The 19,409-nt window shown below is 69.3% G+C and carries 20 protein-coding genes; 6 read left to right on the forward strand and 14 right to left on the reverse strand.

All coding sequences use genetic code 11. The features are described 5' to 3' along the window. The first annotated feature begins 18 nt into the window (after window positions 1–18). A complete protein-coding gene (locus ACZ6ZP_RS34065) occupies window positions 19–714 on the forward strand; it encodes a phosphatase PAP2 family protein (protein WP_351168337.1) in 696 nt (231 codons plus the stop codon). A 421-nt stretch (window positions 715–1,135) separates the two neighbouring features. Here ACZ6ZP_RS34065 and ACZ6ZP_RS34070 read toward each other — a convergent pair whose 3' ends face one another. Both ACZ6ZP_RS34070 and ACZ6ZP_RS34075 read right to left on the reverse strand, forming a co-directional pair. Then, window positions 1,136–2,722 (reverse strand): FAD-binding oxidoreductase, encoded by a 1,587-nt coding sequence (locus tag ACZ6ZP_RS34070; protein WP_469409653.1) that lies wholly within the window; start codon window positions 2,720–2,722, stop codon window positions 1,136–1,138. A gap of 144 nt (window positions 2,723–2,866) precedes the next feature. Next, a complete protein-coding gene (locus ACZ6ZP_RS34075) occupies window positions 2,867–3,022 on the reverse strand; it encodes a hypothetical protein (RefSeq protein ID WP_351168341.1) in 156 nt (51 codons plus the stop codon). A 120-nt stretch (window positions 3,023–3,142) separates the two neighbouring features. On the opposite strand from ACZ6ZP_RS34075, the gene ACZ6ZP_RS34080 reads away from it, so the two are divergent. Both ACZ6ZP_RS34080 and ACZ6ZP_RS34085 read left to right on the forward strand, forming a co-directional pair. Continuing rightward, window positions 3,143–3,964 (forward strand): SCO4651 family lipoprotein, encoded by an 822-nt coding sequence (locus tag ACZ6ZP_RS34080; protein ID WP_351168343.1) that lies wholly within the window; start codon window positions 3,143–3,145, stop codon window positions 3,962–3,964. Window positions 3,965–4,129: 165 nt separating this feature from the next. Further along, window positions 4,130–4,315 carry a hypothetical protein gene (locus tag ACZ6ZP_RS34085; protein WP_351168345.1) on the forward strand — a complete coding sequence of 62 codons (186 nt, stop codon included), beginning with the start codon at window positions 4,130–4,132 and terminating at the stop codon, window positions 4,313–4,315. A 211-nt stretch (window positions 4,316–4,526) separates the two neighbouring features. Here ACZ6ZP_RS34085 and ACZ6ZP_RS34090 read toward each other — a convergent pair whose 3' ends face one another. Further along, window positions 4,527–4,883, reverse strand: coding sequence for a metal-sensitive transcriptional regulator (locus ACZ6ZP_RS34090; protein WP_351168346.1), 357 nt, complete (start codon window positions 4,881–4,883; stop codon window positions 4,527–4,529). Window positions 4,884–5,105: 222 nt separating this feature from the next. Between ACZ6ZP_RS34090 and ACZ6ZP_RS34095 the strand changes: the two genes are divergently transcribed. Together ACZ6ZP_RS34095 and ACZ6ZP_RS34100 are read left to right on the forward strand one after the other, a co-directional pair. Further along, entirely contained in the window at window positions 5,106–5,726 is a 621-nt protein-coding gene (locus tag ACZ6ZP_RS34095) for a DUF47 domain-containing protein (RefSeq protein ID WP_351168348.1), read from the forward strand. A 9-nt stretch (window positions 5,727–5,735) separates the two neighbouring features. Beyond that, the gene (locus ACZ6ZP_RS34100; RefSeq protein WP_351168350.1) at window positions 5,736–6,734 is read left to right on the forward strand and encodes an inorganic phosphate transporter; all 999 of its coding nucleotides are present in this window, start codon (window positions 5,736–5,738) and stop codon (window positions 6,732–6,734) included. A 153-nt stretch (window positions 6,735–6,887) separates the two neighbouring features. On the opposite strand, the gene pstB is transcribed toward ACZ6ZP_RS34100, so the two are convergent. The 11 genes from pstB to mshD form a co-directional block, all read right to left on the reverse strand. Next, window positions 6,888–7,664 carry a phosphate ABC transporter ATP-binding protein PstB gene (gene pstB / locus ACZ6ZP_RS34105; protein ID WP_351168352.1) on the reverse strand — a complete coding sequence of 259 codons (777 nt, stop codon included), beginning with the start codon at window positions 7,662–7,664 and terminating at the stop codon, window positions 6,888–6,890. A gap of 50 nt (window positions 7,665–7,714) precedes the next feature. After that, window positions 7,715–8,764, reverse strand: a complete 1,050-nt coding sequence (gene pstA / locus ACZ6ZP_RS34110) for a phosphate ABC transporter permease PstA (RefSeq protein WP_351168354.1) — start codon at window positions 8,762–8,764, stop codon at window positions 7,715–7,717. Beyond that, window positions 8,761–9,783 (reverse strand): phosphate ABC transporter permease subunit PstC, encoded by a 1,023-nt coding sequence (gene pstC, locus ACZ6ZP_RS34115; RefSeq protein WP_361473284.1) that lies wholly within the window; start codon window positions 9,781–9,783, stop codon window positions 8,761–8,763. The genes pstA and pstC overlap by 4 nt, the downstream gene beginning before the upstream one ends. A 117-nt stretch (window positions 9,784–9,900) precedes the next feature. Then, window positions 9,901–11,031 (reverse strand): phosphate ABC transporter substrate-binding protein PstS, encoded by a 1,131-nt coding sequence (gene pstS / locus ACZ6ZP_RS34120; protein ID WP_351168357.1) that lies wholly within the window; start codon window positions 11,029–11,031, stop codon window positions 9,901–9,903. Window positions 11,032–11,258: 227 nt separating this feature from the next. Then, window positions 11,259–11,681: an NUDIX hydrolase gene (locus tag ACZ6ZP_RS34125; RefSeq protein ID WP_351168359.1), complete on the reverse strand. Its 423-nt coding sequence runs from the start codon at window positions 11,679–11,681 to the stop codon at window positions 11,259–11,261. Beyond that, entirely contained in the window at window positions 11,678–12,775 is a 1,098-nt protein-coding gene (locus ACZ6ZP_RS34130) for a CHAD domain-containing protein (RefSeq protein WP_361473279.1), read from the reverse strand. The genes ACZ6ZP_RS34125 and ACZ6ZP_RS34130 overlap by 4 nt, the downstream gene beginning before the upstream one ends. Further along, the gene (locus ACZ6ZP_RS34135) at window positions 12,756–15,107 is read right to left on the reverse strand and encodes an RNA degradosome polyphosphate kinase (protein ID WP_383818995.1); all 2,352 of its coding nucleotides are present in this window, start codon (window positions 15,105–15,107) and stop codon (window positions 12,756–12,758) included. Before ACZ6ZP_RS34135 ends, ACZ6ZP_RS34130 begins: the two co-directional genes overlap by 20 nt. A 107-nt stretch (window positions 15,108–15,214) precedes the next feature. Further along, a complete protein-coding gene (locus ACZ6ZP_RS34140; RefSeq protein ID WP_383818997.1) occupies window positions 15,215–16,240 on the reverse strand; it encodes a hypothetical protein in 1,026 nt (341 codons plus the stop codon). Beyond that, on the reverse strand, window positions 16,237–17,136 hold the full coding sequence (locus ACZ6ZP_RS34145; RefSeq protein WP_469409663.1) for an ABC transporter ATP-binding protein: 900 nt from the start codon (window positions 17,134–17,136) through the stop codon (window positions 16,237–16,239). The genes ACZ6ZP_RS34140 and ACZ6ZP_RS34145 overlap by 4 nt, the downstream gene beginning before the upstream one ends. Next, on the reverse strand, window positions 17,133–17,579 hold the full coding sequence (locus ACZ6ZP_RS34150) for a GntR family transcriptional regulator (RefSeq protein WP_351168369.1): 447 nt from the start codon (window positions 17,577–17,579) through the stop codon (window positions 17,133–17,135). The genes ACZ6ZP_RS34145 and ACZ6ZP_RS34150 overlap by 4 nt, the downstream gene beginning before the upstream one ends. A 175-nt stretch (window positions 17,580–17,754) precedes the next feature. Then, window positions 17,755–18,678: a mycothiol synthase gene (gene mshD, locus ACZ6ZP_RS34155; protein WP_351168371.1), complete on the reverse strand. Its 924-nt coding sequence runs from the start codon at window positions 18,676–18,678 to the stop codon at window positions 17,755–17,757. A 310-nt stretch (window positions 18,679–18,988) separates the two neighbouring features. Between mshD and ACZ6ZP_RS34160 the strand changes: the two genes are divergently transcribed. After that, complete coding sequence (locus ACZ6ZP_RS34160) at window positions 18,989–19,399, forward strand: hypothetical protein (protein WP_399974472.1); 411 nt, start codon at window positions 18,989–18,991, stop codon at window positions 19,397–19,399. Window positions 19,400–19,409: the final 10 nt, after the last annotated feature.

Below are 19,409 nucleotides of genomic sequence, written 5' to 3' on the forward strand. Positions count from 1 at the left end.
ACAAGGGGCCGCAGCACCATGGCTGGACTCGACACAACCGGGTCGAACCCCGACGTCAGCCTGCTCTACGACATCAACGGCCTGGCGGAGGATTCGCCGGCCTTGCTGGCGAAGTCGATGGCATTCGTCGGCGAGTACGGATTGCTGGTCGCGCTTGTTCTGCTCGTCCTCTGGTGCTGGTGGGGCCAGCGAAAGCGGGGCGCGCTCGATGACGCCGCTTCGTCTGTCGCCGCTGTTGTCTGGGCGCCGTTGGCGGCCGGGATCGCTGTCCTGGTGAATGTGCCGATCCGTGGATTTGTCGAGCGTCGTCGGCCTTTCAAGGATCACGACGGGCTGGAACTCCTTGTGCACGGAAAGACCGACTTCTCCTTCGTGAGCGATCACGCGACGCTCGCGATGGCTCTCGGTGTCGGGCTTTTCGTGGCCAACCGGAAGTTCGGTCTCGTCGGCATCGCCCTCGCCTTGCTCGAAGGGTTCTGCCGGGTCTTTATGGGCGTGCACTATCCGACGGACGTCGTGGGCGGATTCGCGCTCGGGACGGCTGTCGTGCTGCTGCTCTCGCCCCTTGCGATGGCCGCGCTCACGCCTGTTGCCAAGGCTGTCGGGCGTTCGGGGCGGGGCGGGTGGCTGGTGTGGGCGAAGCCGGGGGAGGCTGTGGCGGAGTTGCCTCGGCGGGCGGCCTCCGGGCCGGATGAGCGGGATCTCGCGGCGTAGGGGGAGCAGTTGGCGCGGCTTCCGTCTCCGCTTCCGTCTGTGCTTCCGCCTCTGCGCGGCGGCGCTTCAGCAGCCACCAGCCGGTGCCGGCCGCTGCGGCGGTGACTCCTGCGGAGGCAATGGCCATGGGGCCTGCCTCGGGGTGCTCCGCCCGGGTGGTGGCGGCGTGGGCCGTGGGGGTGGCCAGGGCGAGGAGCGTGGCGGTGGCTGCGGCGGCCTTGGCTATTCGTGGGGTCATACCCCCAGAGCAGTCCCCTTCCGGGGAGTGGGCCACCTGAGGGCGTGTCGGGTGAGCTGTTCGGGTTGCGGGGGCCGCCGTCCGGGGTAAGGACTTTCCTCTTCCCGGCCCAGACCCCGTCCGGCGATGGAGGACGAACTCGGCGAAGCCGGTGATCGACGGCGCGCGGGGCTCTGGAGCCCGTTACAACGCCTGGGGGAAGTCGAAGAAGCGCTTCGGGTCGTACTGCTTCTTCAGCGCCTTCAGGCGTGGTGCCGCCGAACCGTAGTACGCCTCGCGCCAGTTGGTCAGGGTCGGGTCCGCGTAGTTCTGGTACGCCGCGCCGGACGCGTATCGGGCCATCGCTCCATGGGCCGTTTTGAGCCATGCCTGCGCCGGCTTTCCGGACGTGCCGGGGCGCCACGACGCGATGTACTGCGCCAGCATCCGCGAGCGGCGGTGCACGAAGGCCGTGGCCGTCGGGTCGACGCGGTTGATCGCGCCGCCGAGGGCGGTCAGCGCGATGCTGCCCGCGCTCGCGCCCGTCACGTTCTCCACCTGGGAGAGGAGTGCGCGGATGCCCGCCGCCGAGAGCGAGCGGTCGAAGAAGTCCGAACTCGCCGCGTACGTCTCGCGGTTCAGCGCCCCCTGCGGGCTCCGCCCCGGCGTCGCGCCGGGCAGGTGGCACTGGGCGTCCGCCGAGAAGGACGAGCAGCCCGCGTACACCTCCATCGACTCCTCGTACGAGCGCCGCTTGAGGGAGACGCTGCGGGCCGGGGCGCCTATCTTGTCCGCCAGGCGGTCCACCGCGTTCTGGAGTTCTCCGTACGTCCCAAGGGAGAAGCAGGCGACCGAGACCGTGGGCGTGCCGCCCGGCGTGTTCGCCAGGTGCGCCGACGACCAGATCTCGTCCGGCTGGTCGGGGCCCCACTCCTGCCACGCCTTGACGACCGCCGCCGCCTTCGACCAGGGCCAGGTCATGTAGGCCGAGACGCCCTGCGGGGCCGCGTGCGTGCGGAACCGGAGCTCCGTCACCACGCCGAAGTTGCCGTTGCCCGCGCCCCGCAGCGCCCAGAACAGGTCCTTGTTCTCGCTCCTGCTCGCCGTCAGCTGCTTGCCGTCGGCGGTGATGAGCGTCGCCGACGTCAGGCTGTCGCAGGTCAGGCCGTACGCCCGGGACACCACGCCATGGCCGCCGCCCAGCGTCAGGCCGGAGACGCCGACCGTCGGGCAGGAACCCGCGGGGATCGTCACGCCCTTCGCGGCCAGCGCGCGGTAGACGTCGATCAGCTTGGCGCCCGCGCCGACCGTGGCCGTCGAACCGCTGGCGCGCGTTTTGTTCAGCTTCGACACGTCGACGATGAGACGGCCCGTGCCGGACGACCAACCCCCGTAGGAGTGGCCGCCGTTGCGTATGGAGACCGGGACGTCGTGCGCGCGGGCGTAGGCCAGGGTCGTACGGATGTCGTCCGGGTTCGCCACGTACGCGACCGCCGTCGGCCTGAGGCTGTCGTAGCGCGTGTTGTAGAGCTGGCGGGCCGCCGCCCACTTCGCCTCTCCCGGTTTGACCAGGGTGCCGTCCAGGTCCTTGGCGAGGGCAGTGAGGTTCGCGGCGGCGGACGCGGCGGCGCTGGACGTGCGGATGGGGGTGCTGGAGCCCGGGGAGCCCGCGCTGCGGGAGGTCGTGCCCCCGCCGCCGCTCCCGCTGCCTCCGCCGGAACCGGTGCAGCCCGCGGCCGCGAACGCCGCCGTCGCCGCTGCCGCCGTGCTGATGAACGTACGTCGCTCCATGACCCGCCTCCCGTTGCTTCCCGGAGTACGAGACGGGCTGCGGGACCGGTGGGTTCCGGTGAGCGGCAAGGGGAGTTGTGCGGGATCGGCGCGGGGCCCGTGAGCGGGGGCCATGCGCGGGAGCCGTGAGCGGGGGCCTGCGGCCTACCCGTCCGCCATGTGGGATTCCGCGTCCGTGCGGGCCTTGCTGCGCGCTCTGCGGGCGGGGCCGCGCCAGCCGCAGCTGCACCGGGCCGCACAGAACCGGCCCTGTTCGACCGTCGTCGCGCGGTGGGGTTCGTCCTGTTGCTCCTGGGCCACGACTCCACCGTACCCACGCCAGGTGAACGCTCTTCCGCGTGACGGGTCAACGTACCGGTCGTTACACGGAACGACAGGGGGCTACAGCACCTCGCGGGAAGGCTTGGGGGTAGTCGGGCGATGGGTCAGCAGCACAGGCGCACAGGCGGGGCGGTCGTCACGGCCGCGGCGGTGGGTCTCATGGCCGTCGCCACGGGATGCTCGGGCGGCGGAGCGGCGGCCGACGACGGGCGCAGCGCCGCCGAGGACGCCGTCGACGTGGTGCGGGACTCCGCCGACGCCCTGGTCCGCGCGGGGAGTTCCAAGGCGCGTACGTCCATGGAGATGGCCAGCGGCGGGACCCGCGTGACCATCCGCGGGCACGGCTCGTACGACTTCGGGCGGCAGGTGGGGCGGTTCGTGGTGGTGCTGCCGAAGGATCCCGCCGGGGACGAGGAGCACCGCCCCATCACGGAGCTGATGGCGAGCGGCGCGCTCTACATGAAGAACCGGGGGGCCGGGGTGCCCGCCGACAAGTGGGTGCGGATCGACACGGCGTCCCTCTCGGACGGCAACCTGGTCACGGGCGGCGCCACCGATCCGCTGGCCGCGGCGGAGCTGCTGCGGGGTGTGCGCAAGGCGTCGTACGTCGGGGAGACGGCGGTGGCGGGCGTGAAGGTGCGGCACTATCGCGGGACGGCGGACCTGCCGAGCGCCGCGAAGGCGGCCTCCGAGGGGCAGCGGCGGGCCCTGGGGGCGGCGGCGAAAGGGTTCAGCAAGGGTGGGGTGCCGTTCGACGCGTACCTCGACGAGGAGGGGCGGCTGCGGAAGCTGCGGCAGCACTTCAGTGTCGCGAACGCGGAAGTGGCGTCGACCACGTTGTTGTACGACTTCGGGGTGCGGGTGGATGTGCGGTTGCCGGCGAGCGAGGACATCTTCGCGGGCAAGATCGCCGAGAAGTAGAGCGGCGGAAAGAGCGAAGCGGAGACGTAATCCCCGGGGAGTGGGGGTACCCGGCTAGTCGCGCCCGGGGGTGTGGAAATGGTCCGTCCGTGCCATGCGCGGTGTGTAGGCCGCTCCCTACTCTAGGAAGTCGGTACCGGCAGGAAGCAAGGTCAGGAAGAGGTGATGAACGTGGCTCTGGTGCGCGGTACGACTGTTCAGGACCACGTCGCCCTTGCCGAGATCGAGCTGTGCGGCGAACTCATCATCGCGGCGTCCGCCGCCGGTGAGGAGCGGTTGAGTGCCGACCGCATCGACGAGGTCCTGAACGTCTCCACCGACGCGGACCGCCCGGACGCCCCCGGGGACTAGCCCCGGGCCCCGCCTTCGCCTTCCGGCGGGGGCCTGCCCGCCTTCGCGGCGCGGCGTGTGGGTGCCGAACGGCTCTGCCTGCCGCTTCGCGGCAACAAGACCGCCGCTTCGCGGCGGAGGTCTCCCACCCACCCGGCACCCCGGGGCAATCGGGCGGGGATGATCCGTCGCGCAGCGGCGGGCTCGGGGACTGGTGCCCCCGGCGGGAGCCTTACGTTCGCATCATGCGGGCGATCGCCTTCGTCGCCTCTTCGACCTTCGCGTCGATCTCGTCGCCGCCCTTGACCGCCGCGTCCGCCACGCAGTGCCGCAGGTGTTCCTCCAGGAGCTGGAGGGCGAAGGACTGCAGGGCCTTCGTGCCCGCCGAGACCTGGGTGAGTATGTCGATGCAGTAGACGTCTTCCTCGACCATCCGCTGCAGGCCGCGGACCTGCCCCTCGATGCGCCGCAGGCGCTTGAGGTGCTCGTCCTTCTGCTTGTGGTAGCCGTGGACGCCCTGGTCGTGGCCGCCGGGCTCGGAGGGCGCCTCGGTGTTCATGGCCACACCGGCCGCATCGGTGGTCGTCATCGCGTCCTCCTGCTTGGACAGTCACTCTGCTGGGCAGTCATAGGAAAGCCACTGGCTCAACTGGCTTCCTATACCCCTAGTGGGTATAGAATACTCGATTGCTCGGGGGGCGTGCTGATCACTGTGCCTGATGGGCGACACTGGGGTCTGGCCGGTTAGCCGTGGCCGGATGATGCGCCTAGCATCAGCCTGACCGAATCCAAAGCACCCCGAGGACCCCACGTGCGCTTTCGTCTGACCCCCAGGGAGACGAGCTTCTACGACATGTTCGCCGCTTCCGCGGACAACATTGTCACGGGCTCGAAGCTCCTGATGGAACTGCTCGGGGCTGACGCCTCCGCCCGAGTCGAGATCGCAGAGCGTATGCGGGCCGCGGAGCACGCTGGAGACGACGCGACACACGCGATCTTCCACCAGCTGAACTCCTCCTTCATCACGCCCTTCGACCGCGAGGACATCTACAACCTGGCGTCGTGCCTGGACGACATCATGGACTTCATGGAGGAGGCCGTCGACCTGGTCGTTCTTTACCAGGTCGAGGAACTCCCCAAGGGAGTCGAGCAGCAGATCGAGGTCCTGTCGCGAGCCGCAGAGCTCACGGCCGAGGCCATGCCGAATCTGCGGACGATGGACAACCTCACCGAGTACTGGATCGAGGTCAACCGTCTGGAGAACCAGGCCGACCAGATTCACCGGAAGCTTCTCGCCCAGCTCTTCAACGGCAAGTACGACGCCATAGAGGTGCTGAAGCTGAAGCAGATCGTCGACGTGCTTGAAGAGGCGGCCGACGCGTTCGAGCACGTCGCGAACACGGTGGAGACCATCGCGGTCAAGGAGTCCTGAGGCCTCTCCATGGACACCTTTGCTTTGATCGTGACCATTGGCGTCGCGCTCGGATTTACGTATACGAATGGCTTTCACGACTCTGCGAATGCCATTGCCACTTCCGTCTCCACCCGTGCGCTGACGCCCCGCGCGGCGCTCGCGATGGCCGCCGTCATGAACCTCGCAGGCGCCTTCATGGGCAGCGGGGTCGCCAAGACGGTCAGCAAGGGCCTGATCGAGACGCCCGAGGGCAACAAGGGAATGTGGATCCTCTTTGCCGCCCTGGTGGGCGCCATTGTCTGGAACCTCATCACCTGGTACTTCGGGCTTCCTTCCTCCTCCTCCCACGCCCTTTTCGGTGGAATGGTCGGAGCCGCGCTCGCCGGTGGAATCGGGGTGATCTGGTCCGGCGTACTGGACAAGGTCGTCATCCCGATGTTCATCTCGCCCCTTGTCGGTCTCGTCGCCGGATATCTGGTGATGTGCGCGATCATGTGGATGTTCCGGAAGTCCAACCCGCACAAGGCCAAGCGCGGATTCCGCATCGCGCAGACGGTCTCCGCGGCCGGAATGGCGCTCGGACACGGTCTGCAGGACGCGCAGAAGACGATGGGCATCGTGGTGATGGCCCTGGTCATCTCCGATGTGCAGGACGCCGACGCGCCCATTCCGATCTGGGTCAAGATCGCCTGTGCGCTGATGCTCTCCGCCGGTACGTACGCGGGTGGCTGGCGCATCATGCGTACGCTCGGCCGCAAGATCATCGAGCTGGACCCGCCGCAGGGATTCGCCGCCGAGACCACCGGCGCGGGCATCATGTTCACCACCGCTTTCATGTTCCACGCGCCGATCTCCACCACGCACGTGATCACTTCCGCGATCATGGGTGTGGGTGCCACCAAGCGTGTGAACGCCGTGCGCTGGGGCGTCGCCAAGAACATCATTCTCGGCTGGTTCATCACGATGCCGGCCGCAGCCATCGTCGCGGCCGTCAGTTTCTGGATCGTGAATCTCGCCTTCCTGTAGGGAGACGAGAGACGAAACGCATTACCGGCGGCATCGAACGCACAACGGAAAGGCCCGCCCCCCGGGAGCCAGGGGGCGGGCCTTTCTTTGTTGCCCCTGCGGTGGCACCGCCATGCAGCACCGCAAGGAGTCGGGACACCCGAGGGGTGTGGCTCAGCCGAAGCGGCCCGAGATGTAGTCCTCGGTGGCCTGCACGGAGGGGTTGGAGAAGATCCGCTCCGTGTCGTCGATCTCGACGAGCTTGCCGGGCTGGCCGACCGCCGCGAGGTTGAAGAAGGCCGTACGGTCCGAGACGCGCGCCGCCTGCTGCATGTTGTGCGTCACGATGACGATCGTGAAGCGCTCCTTCAGCTCGCCGATCAGGTCCTCGATGGCGAGGGTCGAGATCGGGTCCAGGGCCGAGCAGGGCTCGTCCATGAGCAGGACCTGGGGCTCGACCGCGATCGCCCGCGCGATGCACAGACGCTGCTGCTGACCGCCGGAGAGGCCGGAGCCGGGCTTGTTCAGGCGGTCCTTGACCTCGTTCCAGAGGTTGGCGCCCTTGAGGGACTTCTCGACGATGGCGTTCAGCTCGCTCTTCTTGTACGAGCCGTTGAGCCGCAGGCCCGCCGCCACGTTGTCGAAGATCGACATCGTGGGGAACGGGTTGGGGCGCTGGAACACCATGCCGATGGTGCGGCGCACGGCGACCGGGTCGACACCGGGACCGTAGAGGTCCTCGTCGTCCAGGAGCACCTTGCCCTCGACGCGGCCACCGGTGGTGACCTCGTGCATGCGGTTGAGGGTGCGCAGGAAGGTGGACTTGCCGCAGCCGGAGGGGCCGATGAAGGCCGTCACGGAGCGGGGCTCCACGGTCATCGAGATGTCCTCGATGGCCTTGTGGGCGCTGTAGTAAGCGGTAAGGCCCGATACGTCGATTCGCTTGGCCATGGGGATCACTGCCTTAAGGGGGTTACAGAGAGGTCGCTGATGTGGCCGCGTCAGCGGCCCGTCTTGGGGGCCTTCCAGCGGGCTACGCCGCGGGCCGCCAGGTTGAGGATCATGATGAAGCCGATGAGGGCCAGCGCCGCCGCCCAGGCGCGGTCGTAACCCGCCTGGTTGCCGGCCGCGTACTGCTGGTAGATGTACAGCGGCAGCGAGGCCTGCGAGCCCTCGAACGGGTTCGTGTTGATCATGGGGTTGACCCAGACCAGGAGCAGGACCGGTGCGGTCTCGCCCGCGATACGGGCGACCGCGAGCATGACGCCGGTCGTGATGCCGCCGATCGCGGTGGGCAGGACCACCTTGAGGATGGTCCGCCACTTCGGGATGCCGAGGGCGAGTGACGCCTCCCGCAGCTCGTTCGGGACGAGCTTGAGCATCTCCTCCGTGGAGCGCACGACCACCGGCATCATCAGGATGGCGAGCGCCATGGCGCCGGCCCAGCCGGAGAAGTCGAAGCCCAGGATCAGGATCCAGAAGCTGAGGACGAACAGACCCGCGACGATCGACGGGATGCCGGTCATGACGTCCACGAAGAACGTGACGACCTTGGAGAGCTTCCCGCGCCCGTACTCCACGAGGTAGATCGCGGTGAGCAGGCCGATCGGCACGGCGATCAGGGAGGCCAGGAGCACCTGCTCCAGGGTGCCGATGATCGCGTGGTAGATGCCGCCGCCGGGCTCGTCGTCCGCGACCACACCCATGGAGTGGGTCAGGAAGTAGCCGTTGAAGACGTTCGAGCCGCGCTGGACGGTCTCGTAGATCAGCGAGGCCAGCGGGACGACCGCCAGCAGGAACATCACCCACACCATCGAGGTGGCGAGGCGGTCCTTGGCCTGGCGTCCGCCCTCGACGGCGACCGCGAGGGCGTACGAGGCGCCGACGTAGAGGATGGCCGCGATCAGGCCCCACTGGATACGGCTGTCCAGGCCGGCCCCCGCACCGATGCCGATGGCGACAGCGGCGGAGCCGAGCGCGACGACGGCCGGTGTCCAGCGCGGGAGGCGGGCGCCCTGAAGGCTCGTGGGCTTGACGATGGTGGCGCTCATGCGTTGGCCCCCGAGTACTCCTTGCGGCGCGCGATGATCAGGCGGGCCGCGCCGTTGACCAGCAGCGTGATGACGAAGAGGACCAGACCGGAGGCGATGAGCGCGTCACGGCCGTACTCGGTCGCCTCGTTGAACTTGCTGGCGATGTTCTGCGCGAAGGTGCCGCCGCCGAAGTCGAGCACGGAGGCGTTGATCACGAAGCTCGGGGAGAGCACGGTGGCGACGGCGATCGTCTCGCCGAGCGCGCGGCCCAGGCCCAGCATCGATGCGGAGATGACGCCCGAGCGGGCGAAGGGGAGCACCGACATGCGGATGGTCTCCCAGCGCGTGGCGCCGAGCGCGAGCGCGGCCTCCTCGTGCATCTTCGGGACCTGCAGGAAGACCTCGCGGCTGACGTTCGTGATGATCGGCAGGATCATGATGGCGAGCAGGATGCCCACCGTCATCAGGGAGCGCGGGGCGCCGCCCTGGTACTCGAAGATCCCGGTCCAGCCGAAGTAGTCGTCGAGCCAGCTGTAGAGGCCGGTCAGGTTGGGTGCGACCACGAGGGCGCCCCACAGGCCGTAGACGATCGACGGCACGGCGGCCAGCAGGTCGATCACGAAGGCGATGGGGGTGGCCAGCTTGCGCGGCGCGTAGTGCGAGATGAAGAGCGCGATGCCGATGGCCACGGGGACGGCGATCACCAGGGCGATGATCGAGCTCACCACGGTGCCGAAGACCAGGACCGCGATGCCGAAGTACGGCTTGCCGCCGGTGGTGCCACCGGCCGGGTCCCACTCGAAGGTGGTGAGGAAGTTGCCCGTGTTGTCCGAGAGGGCGATGGCCGCGCGGTAGGTCAGGAAGGCCGCGATGGCGGCCATGATCACGAGCAGCGCGATGCCGGAGCCGCGCGAGAGACCGAGGAAGATCCGGTCGCCGGGGCGGGTCGCGCTGCGGCGCGGACGCTTGGGCGTGATGCCCGAGGGCCGTACGTCGTCGAGGGGTGGGGGTGCTGTCGTACTGCTTGGTATATCCATGGGATTCTCCGGTCTGCGGAGCCAATCACCGCTCTGTCGGCGGCGGTTGCTCCTGGCGGCGGTGCACCGGACGGTGCGGCCGGCCCTGACTCACGGGGCCGGCCGCACTCGGTTCAGCTAGCTCAGGCCCGCGACGGTCGTGCGGACCTTGGCGATGATCTCGGCCGGGATCGGCGCGTAGTCGTTCTCCTTGAGGACGTTCTGGCCGTCCTCGCTGGCGATGTAGGTCAGGAAGGACTTGGTCGCGGCCAGCGTCTCGGCCTTGTTGCCCTTCTCGCAGAGGACCTCGTACGTCACCAGGGTGATCGGGTAGGCGCCCTCGGCGGCGGGCTTGTAGTTCAGCTCCAGGGCGAGGTCGTTGCCCTTGCCGACGACCTTGGCCTCGGAGATGGCCTTGGAGGCGTTGTCGACGGTGGCCTTCACCGGCTCCTTGGCCTCGGTCTTCAGGTCGACGGTGTTGATGCCGTCGGAGGCGTACGAGAGCTCGAAGTACGAGATGGCGCCGGCGGTCTGCTTGACCTGGCCCGCGACACCGGAGGAGCCGTTGGCGGACTGGCCGCCCTTGGCCTCCCAGGACTTGCCCGGCTCGTGCGCCCAGGCGGACGGGGCCGCGCCCTTGAGGTACTTGGTGAAGTTGTCCGTGGTGCCGGACTCGTCCGAGCGGTGGAACGCCTGGATCTTGGTGCTGGGGAGCTTGGCGTCGGGGTTCAGCTTCTCGATCGCCTTGTCGTCCCAGGTCTTGATCTTGCCGTCGAAGATCTTGGCGAGGGTCTCGGCGTCCAGGACGAGGTCGTCCACACCGGGCACGTTGTAACCGACGGCGATCGGGCCGCCGACCATCGGCAGGTCGATGGCCTGGCTGTTCTTGCAGACCTTCTTCGACGCCGCGATCTCCTCGGGCTTGAGCGCCGAGTCGGAGCCCGCGAAGGCGGTCTGGCCCTGCATGAACGCGGTGATGCCGGCGCCCGAACCCGTCGGGTTGTAGTTGAGCTGAACGTCCTTGCAGGTGGTCGAGTAGACCTTGCGCCAGGCGTCGATCGCGTTCTTCTGCGCGGACGAACCGGAGGCGGCGAGCTGACCCTTGGCGTCGTCGCACTTGATGTTGGCGTTGGCGTTGGTCTCCTTGCCGGTGCCGCCGCTGCCGCCGCTCGTGTCGTCGGAGCCGCACGCCGTGAGGGCCAGGGCGCCGGAGACGGCGAGGGCGCCGAGGGAGAGGGCGCGGAGCCGGTTCTTGCGCTGAAGCTTCACTTTCGGGATTTCCTTCCGGGAGCCGCCGGCCCGTTGCTGGCGGCGTGCGAGGTCTTCATCGTGCGAGTTCTTCGGTCCTGCGGTACTGCGGTTCTGCGGTCTTACGTTGTGTTGTAAGGCTGAAATTAGGCAGGGCAGGTGAAGTGGCCAAAGGGCATGAGTGAACGGAGGGTGAACCTCGGCGGTCGGCCTGGTTAGGCAACGCACTACGGAACGTAGTGGATCAGTTACGCCGGGTTGAGCACGCCGAGCAGGGCGTCGACAAGGTGCTGGTCGCGGGGCTGCGTGAGGCGGTTGCGGGCCGCGGTCGGCGAGAGCCAGAGGATGCGGTCGACCTCGTCGTTGGGGGTGAAGTGGCCGTCGGCCACCTCCGCCGCCCAGTAGGCGACCTCTTTCGGGCGGCCCTGGGCCAGGTAGCGGACCGTGGGGAGGCGGGCGCCGGGGACGCAGCGGTGGCCGGTCTCCTCCTCGACCTCGCGCAGGGCGCCCGCGAGGGAGTCCTCGGCCCGCTTCAGCTTGCCCTTGGGGTGCGACCAGTCGTCGTACTTCGGCCGGTGGACCAGGCATATCTCCAGGCGGCCGTCGAACGGGGAGCGGCGCCACAGGACGCAGCCCGCGGCCAGCACGACGTCGCCTTCGGCGCGCGTCACCGGGTGCTCACCGCCTCCGTCTCTGCCGCTGTTCCCGCCTCGCGGAGCCAGGCCTGGTGGAAGTCGAAGCGTGCCGCCTCCACCTCGTGGCGCTGGTCGGCGTGCAGGACGCCCAGGGCGTACGCCGTCGCCGGGGCGATGCGGGGGGTGCGGGCGGCCGATGCCGCGGCCGACGCGGCGTCCGCGGCCTCGCGGTGGCGGTCCAGGGCGTGGCCGGCGTCCGCGAGGCGGAGGTCCGTGCCGGGGGCGCCGGGGCCTCCGGTGAGGACTTCCTGGGCGTACCTGTGCAGGCGCAGGAGGGCGCGGGTCTTGAGCCAGGGGGCGTCCTGGGCCTCGGGGGCCTCACCCGCGGCGAGGCCGTGCGTCAGCGCTTCCGCGTTGTACGGGTGGCCCGCCTGGCCCAGGGGGAGTGCGGTGACGGCTTCGGCGAGGTTCTCCTCGGCCTTGGCCGCCAGCGGCTTCAGGTCCTCCACGGCGTGGATCAGGGGGACTTCGCTGGCCAGTACGGCGACGTTGTCCGCCACGGCGTGGAAGCGGGAGGAGCCGAAGGCTTGGAGGGCTGCTGAGTGGGCCCGCGTACGGGCGAGGGTGAGCTGCCGTTCCAGCAGTGCTGCCGCCTTGGCCGCGCCTACCGTGAGGCCCCTGGGCGTACTGCCTTGTTCATCGGCACCCTGAGGCGAGGGCTGCGGCGACCCCCATCGCCCTGCGGAACGCCTGCCCCCAGCGGGAACGGGCTCCTTGGGCGCCGGAACCGTCGGAGCTCCCGAGAGGCGGTGCAGGGCGTCCAAGAGGCGTTCCAGGCGGGTCGCGTACGCGTGTTCCCTCGCCAAGGTGCCGGAGAGCCATGCCAGTTCGGGGCGCAGCCCGGCCGCCCACTCCTGGTCCAGGAGCGGGCGGAACGTGTGCAGCGTGCCGCCGATGCGGCGCGCCGCGCGGCGCAGGGCGCGGGCGGCCTCCAGGGACTCCTCGGCGCCCTGCGCGTCCGTCGTCGACTCGCGGTGCAGCCGCAGCGAGCGCAGGAACTCCGTGGCCTGGCCCTGCAGATAGGCCGACAGGACATCGCCTGTCGTCGTCTCATGGTTTAGCTGTGCCACGCCGGCGCCTCCGGGCGTCAATGAGCATCTCCTGTACGTTCCGCAGGGGCTGGCCCTCCGGATCAAGGGCGTGCCGGGTCCAGTTGCCGTCCGCGCCCAGGTGCCAGGAGGCGGTGGTGTCCGACATGCCGGTCTCCAGGAGCCGGCTCAGCGCCGCCCGGTGTGCCGGGTCGGTGACCCTGACCAGCGCCTCGATGCGCCGGTCGAGATTGCGGTGCATCATGTCGGCGCTGCCGATCCACACCTCGGGCTCGCCCGCGTTGCCGAAGGCGAAGACGCGGGAGTGCTCCAGGAAGCGGCCGAGCACGGAACGGACCCGGATCGTCTCCGAGAGCCCCGCCACGCCGGGCCGCACCGCACAGATGCCGCGCACCCACACGTCCACCGGCACGCCCGCCTGCGAGGCGCGGTAGAGCGCGTCCACGACGGCCTCGTCGACCATCGAGTTGACCTTGATGCGTACGTACGCCGGGCGGCCCGCGCGGTGGTGCTGGATCTCCTTGTCGATGCGTGAGATCAGCCCGTCGCGCAGGGACTTGGGAGCCACGAGCAGACGGCGGTAGGTCTCGCGGCGCGAGTAGCCCGAGAGCCGGTTGAAGAGGTCGGACAGGTCGGCGCCCACCTCCTGCTTGGCGGTGAGCAGCCCCAGGTCCTCGTAGAGACGGGCCGTCTTGGGGTGGTAGTTGCCGGTGCCCACGTGCGAGTAGCGGACCAGCGTCTCGCCCTCCTGGCGGACGACGAGCGACAGCTTGCAGTGCGTCTTCAGGCCGACCAGGCCGTAGACGACATGGCAGCCCGCCTCCTCCAGCTTCCGCGCCCACTTGATGTTCGCCTGCTCGTCGAAGCGCGCCTTGATCTCGACGAGGACGAGCACCTGCTTGCCCGACTCGGCGGCGTCGATCAACGCGTCGACTATCGGGGAGTCGCCCGAGGTCCGGTACAGCGTCTGCTTGATCGCCAGGACGTCCGGGTCGGCGGCCGCCTGCTCCAGGAAGGCTTGCACGGACGTGGAGAAGGAGTCGTACGGGTGGTGCAGAAGTACGTCGCGTTCGCGAAGGGCGGCGAAGATGTCCGGGGCGGACGCCGACTCCACCTCGGCGAGGTCGCGGTGCGTGCCCGCGATGAACTTCGGGTACTTCAGCTCGGGCCGGTCGAGGGCCGCGATGCCGAAGAGCCCGGTCAGGTCGAGCGGGCCGGGCAGCGGATAGACCTCGGCCTCGCTTATCTTCAGCTCGCGCACGAGGAGGTCGAGGACGTTCCGGTCGATGGACTCCTCGACCTCGAGGCGCACCGGGGGCCCGAAGCGGCGCCGCATGAGCTCCTTCTCCAGGGCCTGGAGCAGATTCTCGGCGTCGTCCTCCTCCACCTCCAGGTCCTCGTTCCGGGTGAGCCGGAACATGTGGTGCTCCTGGATCTCCATGCCCGGGAACAGCTCCGCGAGGTGCGCGGGAGCGGCGATGACGTCCTCGATGGGGACGTACCGCTGGGGGGAGGCCTCGAGGAAGCGGGAGAGGAGCGGCGGGACCTTCACGCGTGCGAAGTGCGTGTGTCCCGACACCGGGTTGCGCACGACCACGGCGAGGTTGAGCGAGAGCCCGGAGATGTACGGGAAGGGGTGCGCCGGGTCGACCGCGAGGGGGGTCAGGACGGGGAAGATCTGCTGCCGGAAGAGCGTGAAGAGGCGGGACTGCTCCTTCTCCGTCAGCTCGTTCCAGCGGACCAGGTGGATGCCCTCGTCGGCGAGGCCGGAGGCGACGTCCTCCTGGTAGCAGGCGGCGTGCCGGGCCATGAGTTCGCGGGAGCGGTTCCAGATCAGCTCCAGGACCTCGCGGGGCTGCAGACCTGAGGCCGAACGGGTGGCGACGCCGGTCGCGATGCGGCGCTTGAGGCCTGCCACGCGGACCATGAAGAACTCGTCCAGGTTCGAGGCGAAGATCGCCAGGAAATTAGCCCGTTCGAGTAGTGGCGTGTTCGGGTCCTCGGCGAGCTCCAGGACGCGTTCGTTGAAGGCGAGCCAGCTGCGCTCCCGGTCCAGGAAGCGGCCCTGCGGAAGCTCCTGGCCGTCGTGTCCTACCTGGCCGTCCTCGTCGTACGCGTCGAGATCGGCGTCGATGTCGGGGTCGAGGTCGGAGACCGCGGCCGACAGGGTGTGCGGGCGGTGTGCGGCGATGGAGCCGACGGAGGGCTGGGGGTGCTGGACCTGACCTTGCGCGCTGGGCTGGCTCATGGCCCCATTGTTCCGCGCGGGGACCCCGATGGGCGCGTCGGAGAGTGCCGGGGTGAGAACGAGCTTCCCGTTCATGGGGGGAGGGTCGGGCACGGCGGGCTGCATTGAGTGAGGGTCGCAAGCCAGTCTGAATCACTGGTTACGGCGACATGACGTGCGGGACATGTGCCGGAGGCCCCCGGGCGTCTACACACGTCCGGGGGCCGGCGGAATCAGGCGGTCCGGCGCCGCAGCACCCGGAATGCCGCGTAGGTCGCCGCCGCGGCGAGCGCGAGGACGATGCCCGTCTCCACGAACTGGAGGGGCCAGAAGTGGGACGAGGGGTGGAAATCGTTGTACCAGCCGGTGACTTGGTGCTTGTCGAGGCACTGCCTGAACTGGCCCGCATAGTTCGAGCACACGGACTGCGGCAGCCGTTGGCCGTCGGCGGTGAGCATGCCCTGCTCCACGCCGAAGCCGTTGCCGGGAGGGCCCTGCGCGTACTCGCCCGACGAGGTGACCGTCTCCGTCGCCCACAGGCGGCCCCGGAGCAGCGGCAGCGCGATGACCGCGCCCGCGGTGACGGCCAGCGCGGCGGCCATCGCGGGCAGCGTGCGCCGCAGCACCACCGCTGCGAGCGTGCCCACGGCGAGGCCGAGGAGGGCGTACGCGACAGCCACCGGGCCCACGGACCCGTAGATCGCGCGCTCGAACCAGGAAGTCTGCGGACCGTTCAGGTCCGGCCCCGCCCGCCACGCCAGGCGCTGTCCCGCGGCGAGCAGCGTGCCGCAGCCGACCACGACGGTGGCGCACAGGGCGAACCGGACGGTGAGCCAGCGCACCGGGGAGACGGACTGCGTCCAGGCCAGCTTGTACGTGCCGGTCTCCATGTCCCGCCCGATCATCGGGCCGGCGACGAACAGGCCGATCAGGCAGGGCAGGGCGAGGATGGCCACGCCCGAGTAGTCGATGTACCGGCGGAACGAGGAGTCCGAGTCGAGGTACTCGCGGACCGTGGTGTAGCAGTCGGGGGTGATGTCCACCCCGATGGTGCAGCCGGTCGCCCTGAAGGCATCCGCCTCGTGGGAGATCACCAGCTGGTTGGTGACCAGGAACGCGATGGCGAGCACCATCAGACCGAGCGTGATCCACAGGGCGGTGCGGTGCTGGCGCAGTACGGCGCGGTACGGGCCGGGCAGGGTGAGGGCGGTGGGGCGGCCCTGCGTCCGGGCTGCGGGCGCCGTCGTCGACGCGATCACGTGGTCACCGCCGGTTCGGTCGCGGTCGTGCCCGGCGTCAGCAGTGCGGGCGCCTCGGGGGAGCGCAGATGGGCCAGCAACAGTTCCTCCAGGGAGGGCTCTTCGATCTCCCAGCCTTCGTCGACCGGGCCTTCGGGCCGTATCAGCGCGGTCAGGCCGCGCCCGGTGGCGCGGGATTCGACGACGGTGTGCGGGGCGAGGTCCTCGGCGGGCCGGCGCCCGGTGACCAGGGCGTGCGCGCCGACGAGGTCGTCGATGCCGCCGCCGAGCCGCACCCGGCCGCCGGACACGAGCAGCAAGTGGTCGCAGGCGTCGGCCAGTTCGGCGACGATGTGCGAGGACATCACCACGGTGGTGCCGTGCTCGGCCGCCTCGGCCATCAGCGTCCCCATCAGCTGGTGCCGGGCGAGCGGGTCGAGGTCGGCCATCGGCTCGTCCAGGAGCAGGAGTTGGGCCCGTTTGCCGAGCGCGAGGGCGAGCGCGACGCGGGTGCGTTGACCGCCGGAGAGCGTGCGCACGCGCAGCTTCGGGTCCAAATCCCCTTCGCGTACGACACGTTCGGCGATCTCGGTGTCCCAGCGCCCGTAGTTCAGCTCGGCGCCGAGCCGCAGCGTGTCGGCGATGCTGAGCTGCGGGTAGAGCGGCTTGTCCTGGGCGACGTACGCGACGTGCTCGCGCGCGGTGGCCGGGTCGGTGCCGAGGACGGAGAGCGTGCCCTCGGAGGGCCGCATCAGCCCGGCCGCGAGGGCGAGCAGCGTCGATTTGCCCGCGCCGTTGGGTCCCACTACCGCGCAGATCCGTCCGGCGGGCAGCCGGAAGGAGCAGTCGCGCAGGGCATGGCCCCGCCGCCCGTAACTCTTGGCAAGCGCGGCCGCCTCGATGGCGGTGTCGGTCATGCGGGGTCCCCCTCGGTCACGTGCTGCTTCGACTGCTCTGTGTTCTCTGCGTGCTCGGTGTGCTCTGACTGCGTGAACTGCTCTTCGAGTACGGCGCTGAACAGCGCCGCGACGTCGTCCCTCTCCAGACCGGAAGCGCGGGCGCGGGCGGCCCACTGGCTCAGCTCGCCGCGCAGCGGGGAGTCGGTGGGCGCGGAGCCCAGCGACTTCCGCACGAAGGTGCCGAGCCCGCGACGGGCCTCGACCAGACCCTCGCGTTCCAGTTCGCGGTAGGCCTTCAGGACCGTGTTCGGGTTGATGGCCGTCGCCTCGACGACCTCACGGGCCGTGGGCAGCTTGTCCCCCGGTTCCAACAGGCCCAGACGCAGGGCCTGTTGGGTCTGCTGGACGATCTGGAGGTAGGTGGCGACGCCGCTGCGCCGGTCGATACGGAACTCGACCATGCCCTTGCACCACCCTTTCACTAATTGAGTAGTGAAAGGGTGGTGCAAGGGGGCCCGTTCCGTCAAGGGGTCCGAGAGCCCGGCGCGGCCGGACGCATGAAGGGCGCGGTGTTCCCCCGGGGAACACCGCGCCCTTCATGTCGTACGCGTCTCGTACGTGTCGTAAGCGGGAGGCTCAGGACTCCGTGCGGTACATCAGGTCCGTCTCGTGCGTGACGAACCCGAGCCGTTCGTAGACGCTCACCGCCGCCTTGTTGTCCGCGTCCACGTACAGCATCGCCGTCGGCAGGCCCGCCCCCGCCAGATGGTTGAGGCCGATCGTGGTCAGCGCCTTGCCGAGGCCGCCGCCCTGCGCGCCGGAGCGCACCCCGAGGACGTACACCTCGCCGAGGCCCTCGTCCGCGTGCACCTTGGTCCAGTGGAAGCCGACCAGGTCGCCGTCCTTCTCCGCGAGGAAGAAGCCCTCCGGGTCGAACCACGGCTCGGCCTTGCGGTCGTCCAGGTCGCGCTGGGTGAGGGAGCCCTGCTCGGGGTGGTGGGCGAAGGCGTCCGCGTTCACCGCCAGCCAGGCCGCGTCGTCCTGGCCGGGAACGAAGGCGCGTACCGAGACGCCGTCGGGAAGGGCGGGAGCGGGCAGGTCCAGGTCGCCCAACGAGCGCCGCATCTGCCGCAGTTCACGGAAGAGGGTGAGCCCGAGCACCTGCGCCAGGTGCCTGGCCGCCGAGTGCCCGCCGTGCGCCCAGATCCGCAGCCGCCGCCCCGACTCGGCGAGCAGCGCGGTGCCAAGGGCCCTGCCGTGGCCGCGGCCGCGGTGCGCGGGGTGCACGACGAGTTCGGCGGCGGGGGCCTCGATGGGGTCGGTGTCCTCCAGCTGCGCGTACCCGACGAGCTCGTCGCCGACGCCGAGCAGCAGATGCCGCACCCCGGTCCGCGCACCTCCCCGCAGCTGCAGCCGCCCCTGCTCGGACACGGCCTGCTGGCCGTCCGTGCGGGCCGCTTCCGCGATGAGTCCGAGCACGGCGTCTGCCTGGTCGGAGGTGAGGGCGGCGACGGTGTCGATCTGCCGCAGGTTGGCGGGAGGCTGCTGCTCGTCAGTCATGGAGTCGAGGGTACGGCGGCGGCCGATCCAGGAGCAGATCACGGAGGCCACAAGCCCAGTTAGGGCTCTACTCAGAAGGTAATGGGCAGGAAGGCGTACACACGGTTGTCCTCGTACGGGGGCAGCCTCTGGGTGCCGGCGAGGTGGTTGTTCTCCTGTGCGCCCAATCTTTCTTAATCAGTGATCGGAGCATGACATAGAGTGATGCGCGTAGACCACGGGGGGAGGCCTACATCGCGATGCGCTCCGCCCTGGTTTCATCCGACCAAAACATGTCTCTGGGGGGAGCGCTGTGCTCACGAAACGTCTCATGTCCAAAATGGCAGCGGTATCAGCAGGTGCCGCTGCCTTCGCGATGGTGGCGAGCCCGCCCGCCCACGCGAACTGGAGCGGGACCATCTTCGATTTCGTGTCCGGTCAGGAATCCCGCCGTTGGAAGGACGATGGCTATAACAGAGTCACCTTCACCGGGTGTGACCCGAACGGCCTGAAGAGTGTGGGGGTCAAGATGCGCCGGCACAAGTCCATGGCGCCGGACCCCAGTTACGGCGAGAAGACGTTCAAGAAGTGTGCCACGGCCCGCTATCCGAACAATGTCAGTCGTGGTGCCTGGCACGGGCTGCCCAGGGGGAAGTACTACTTTGAGATAGGAAAACTCCGCGGTGCCAACAAGGTAAGTGTCTACGAGGTCCATGTATGGACTAGGAACAGCCACGGATAGACCTGATCTC

The organism is Streptomyces sp. NPDC054047, assembly GCF_055585065.1.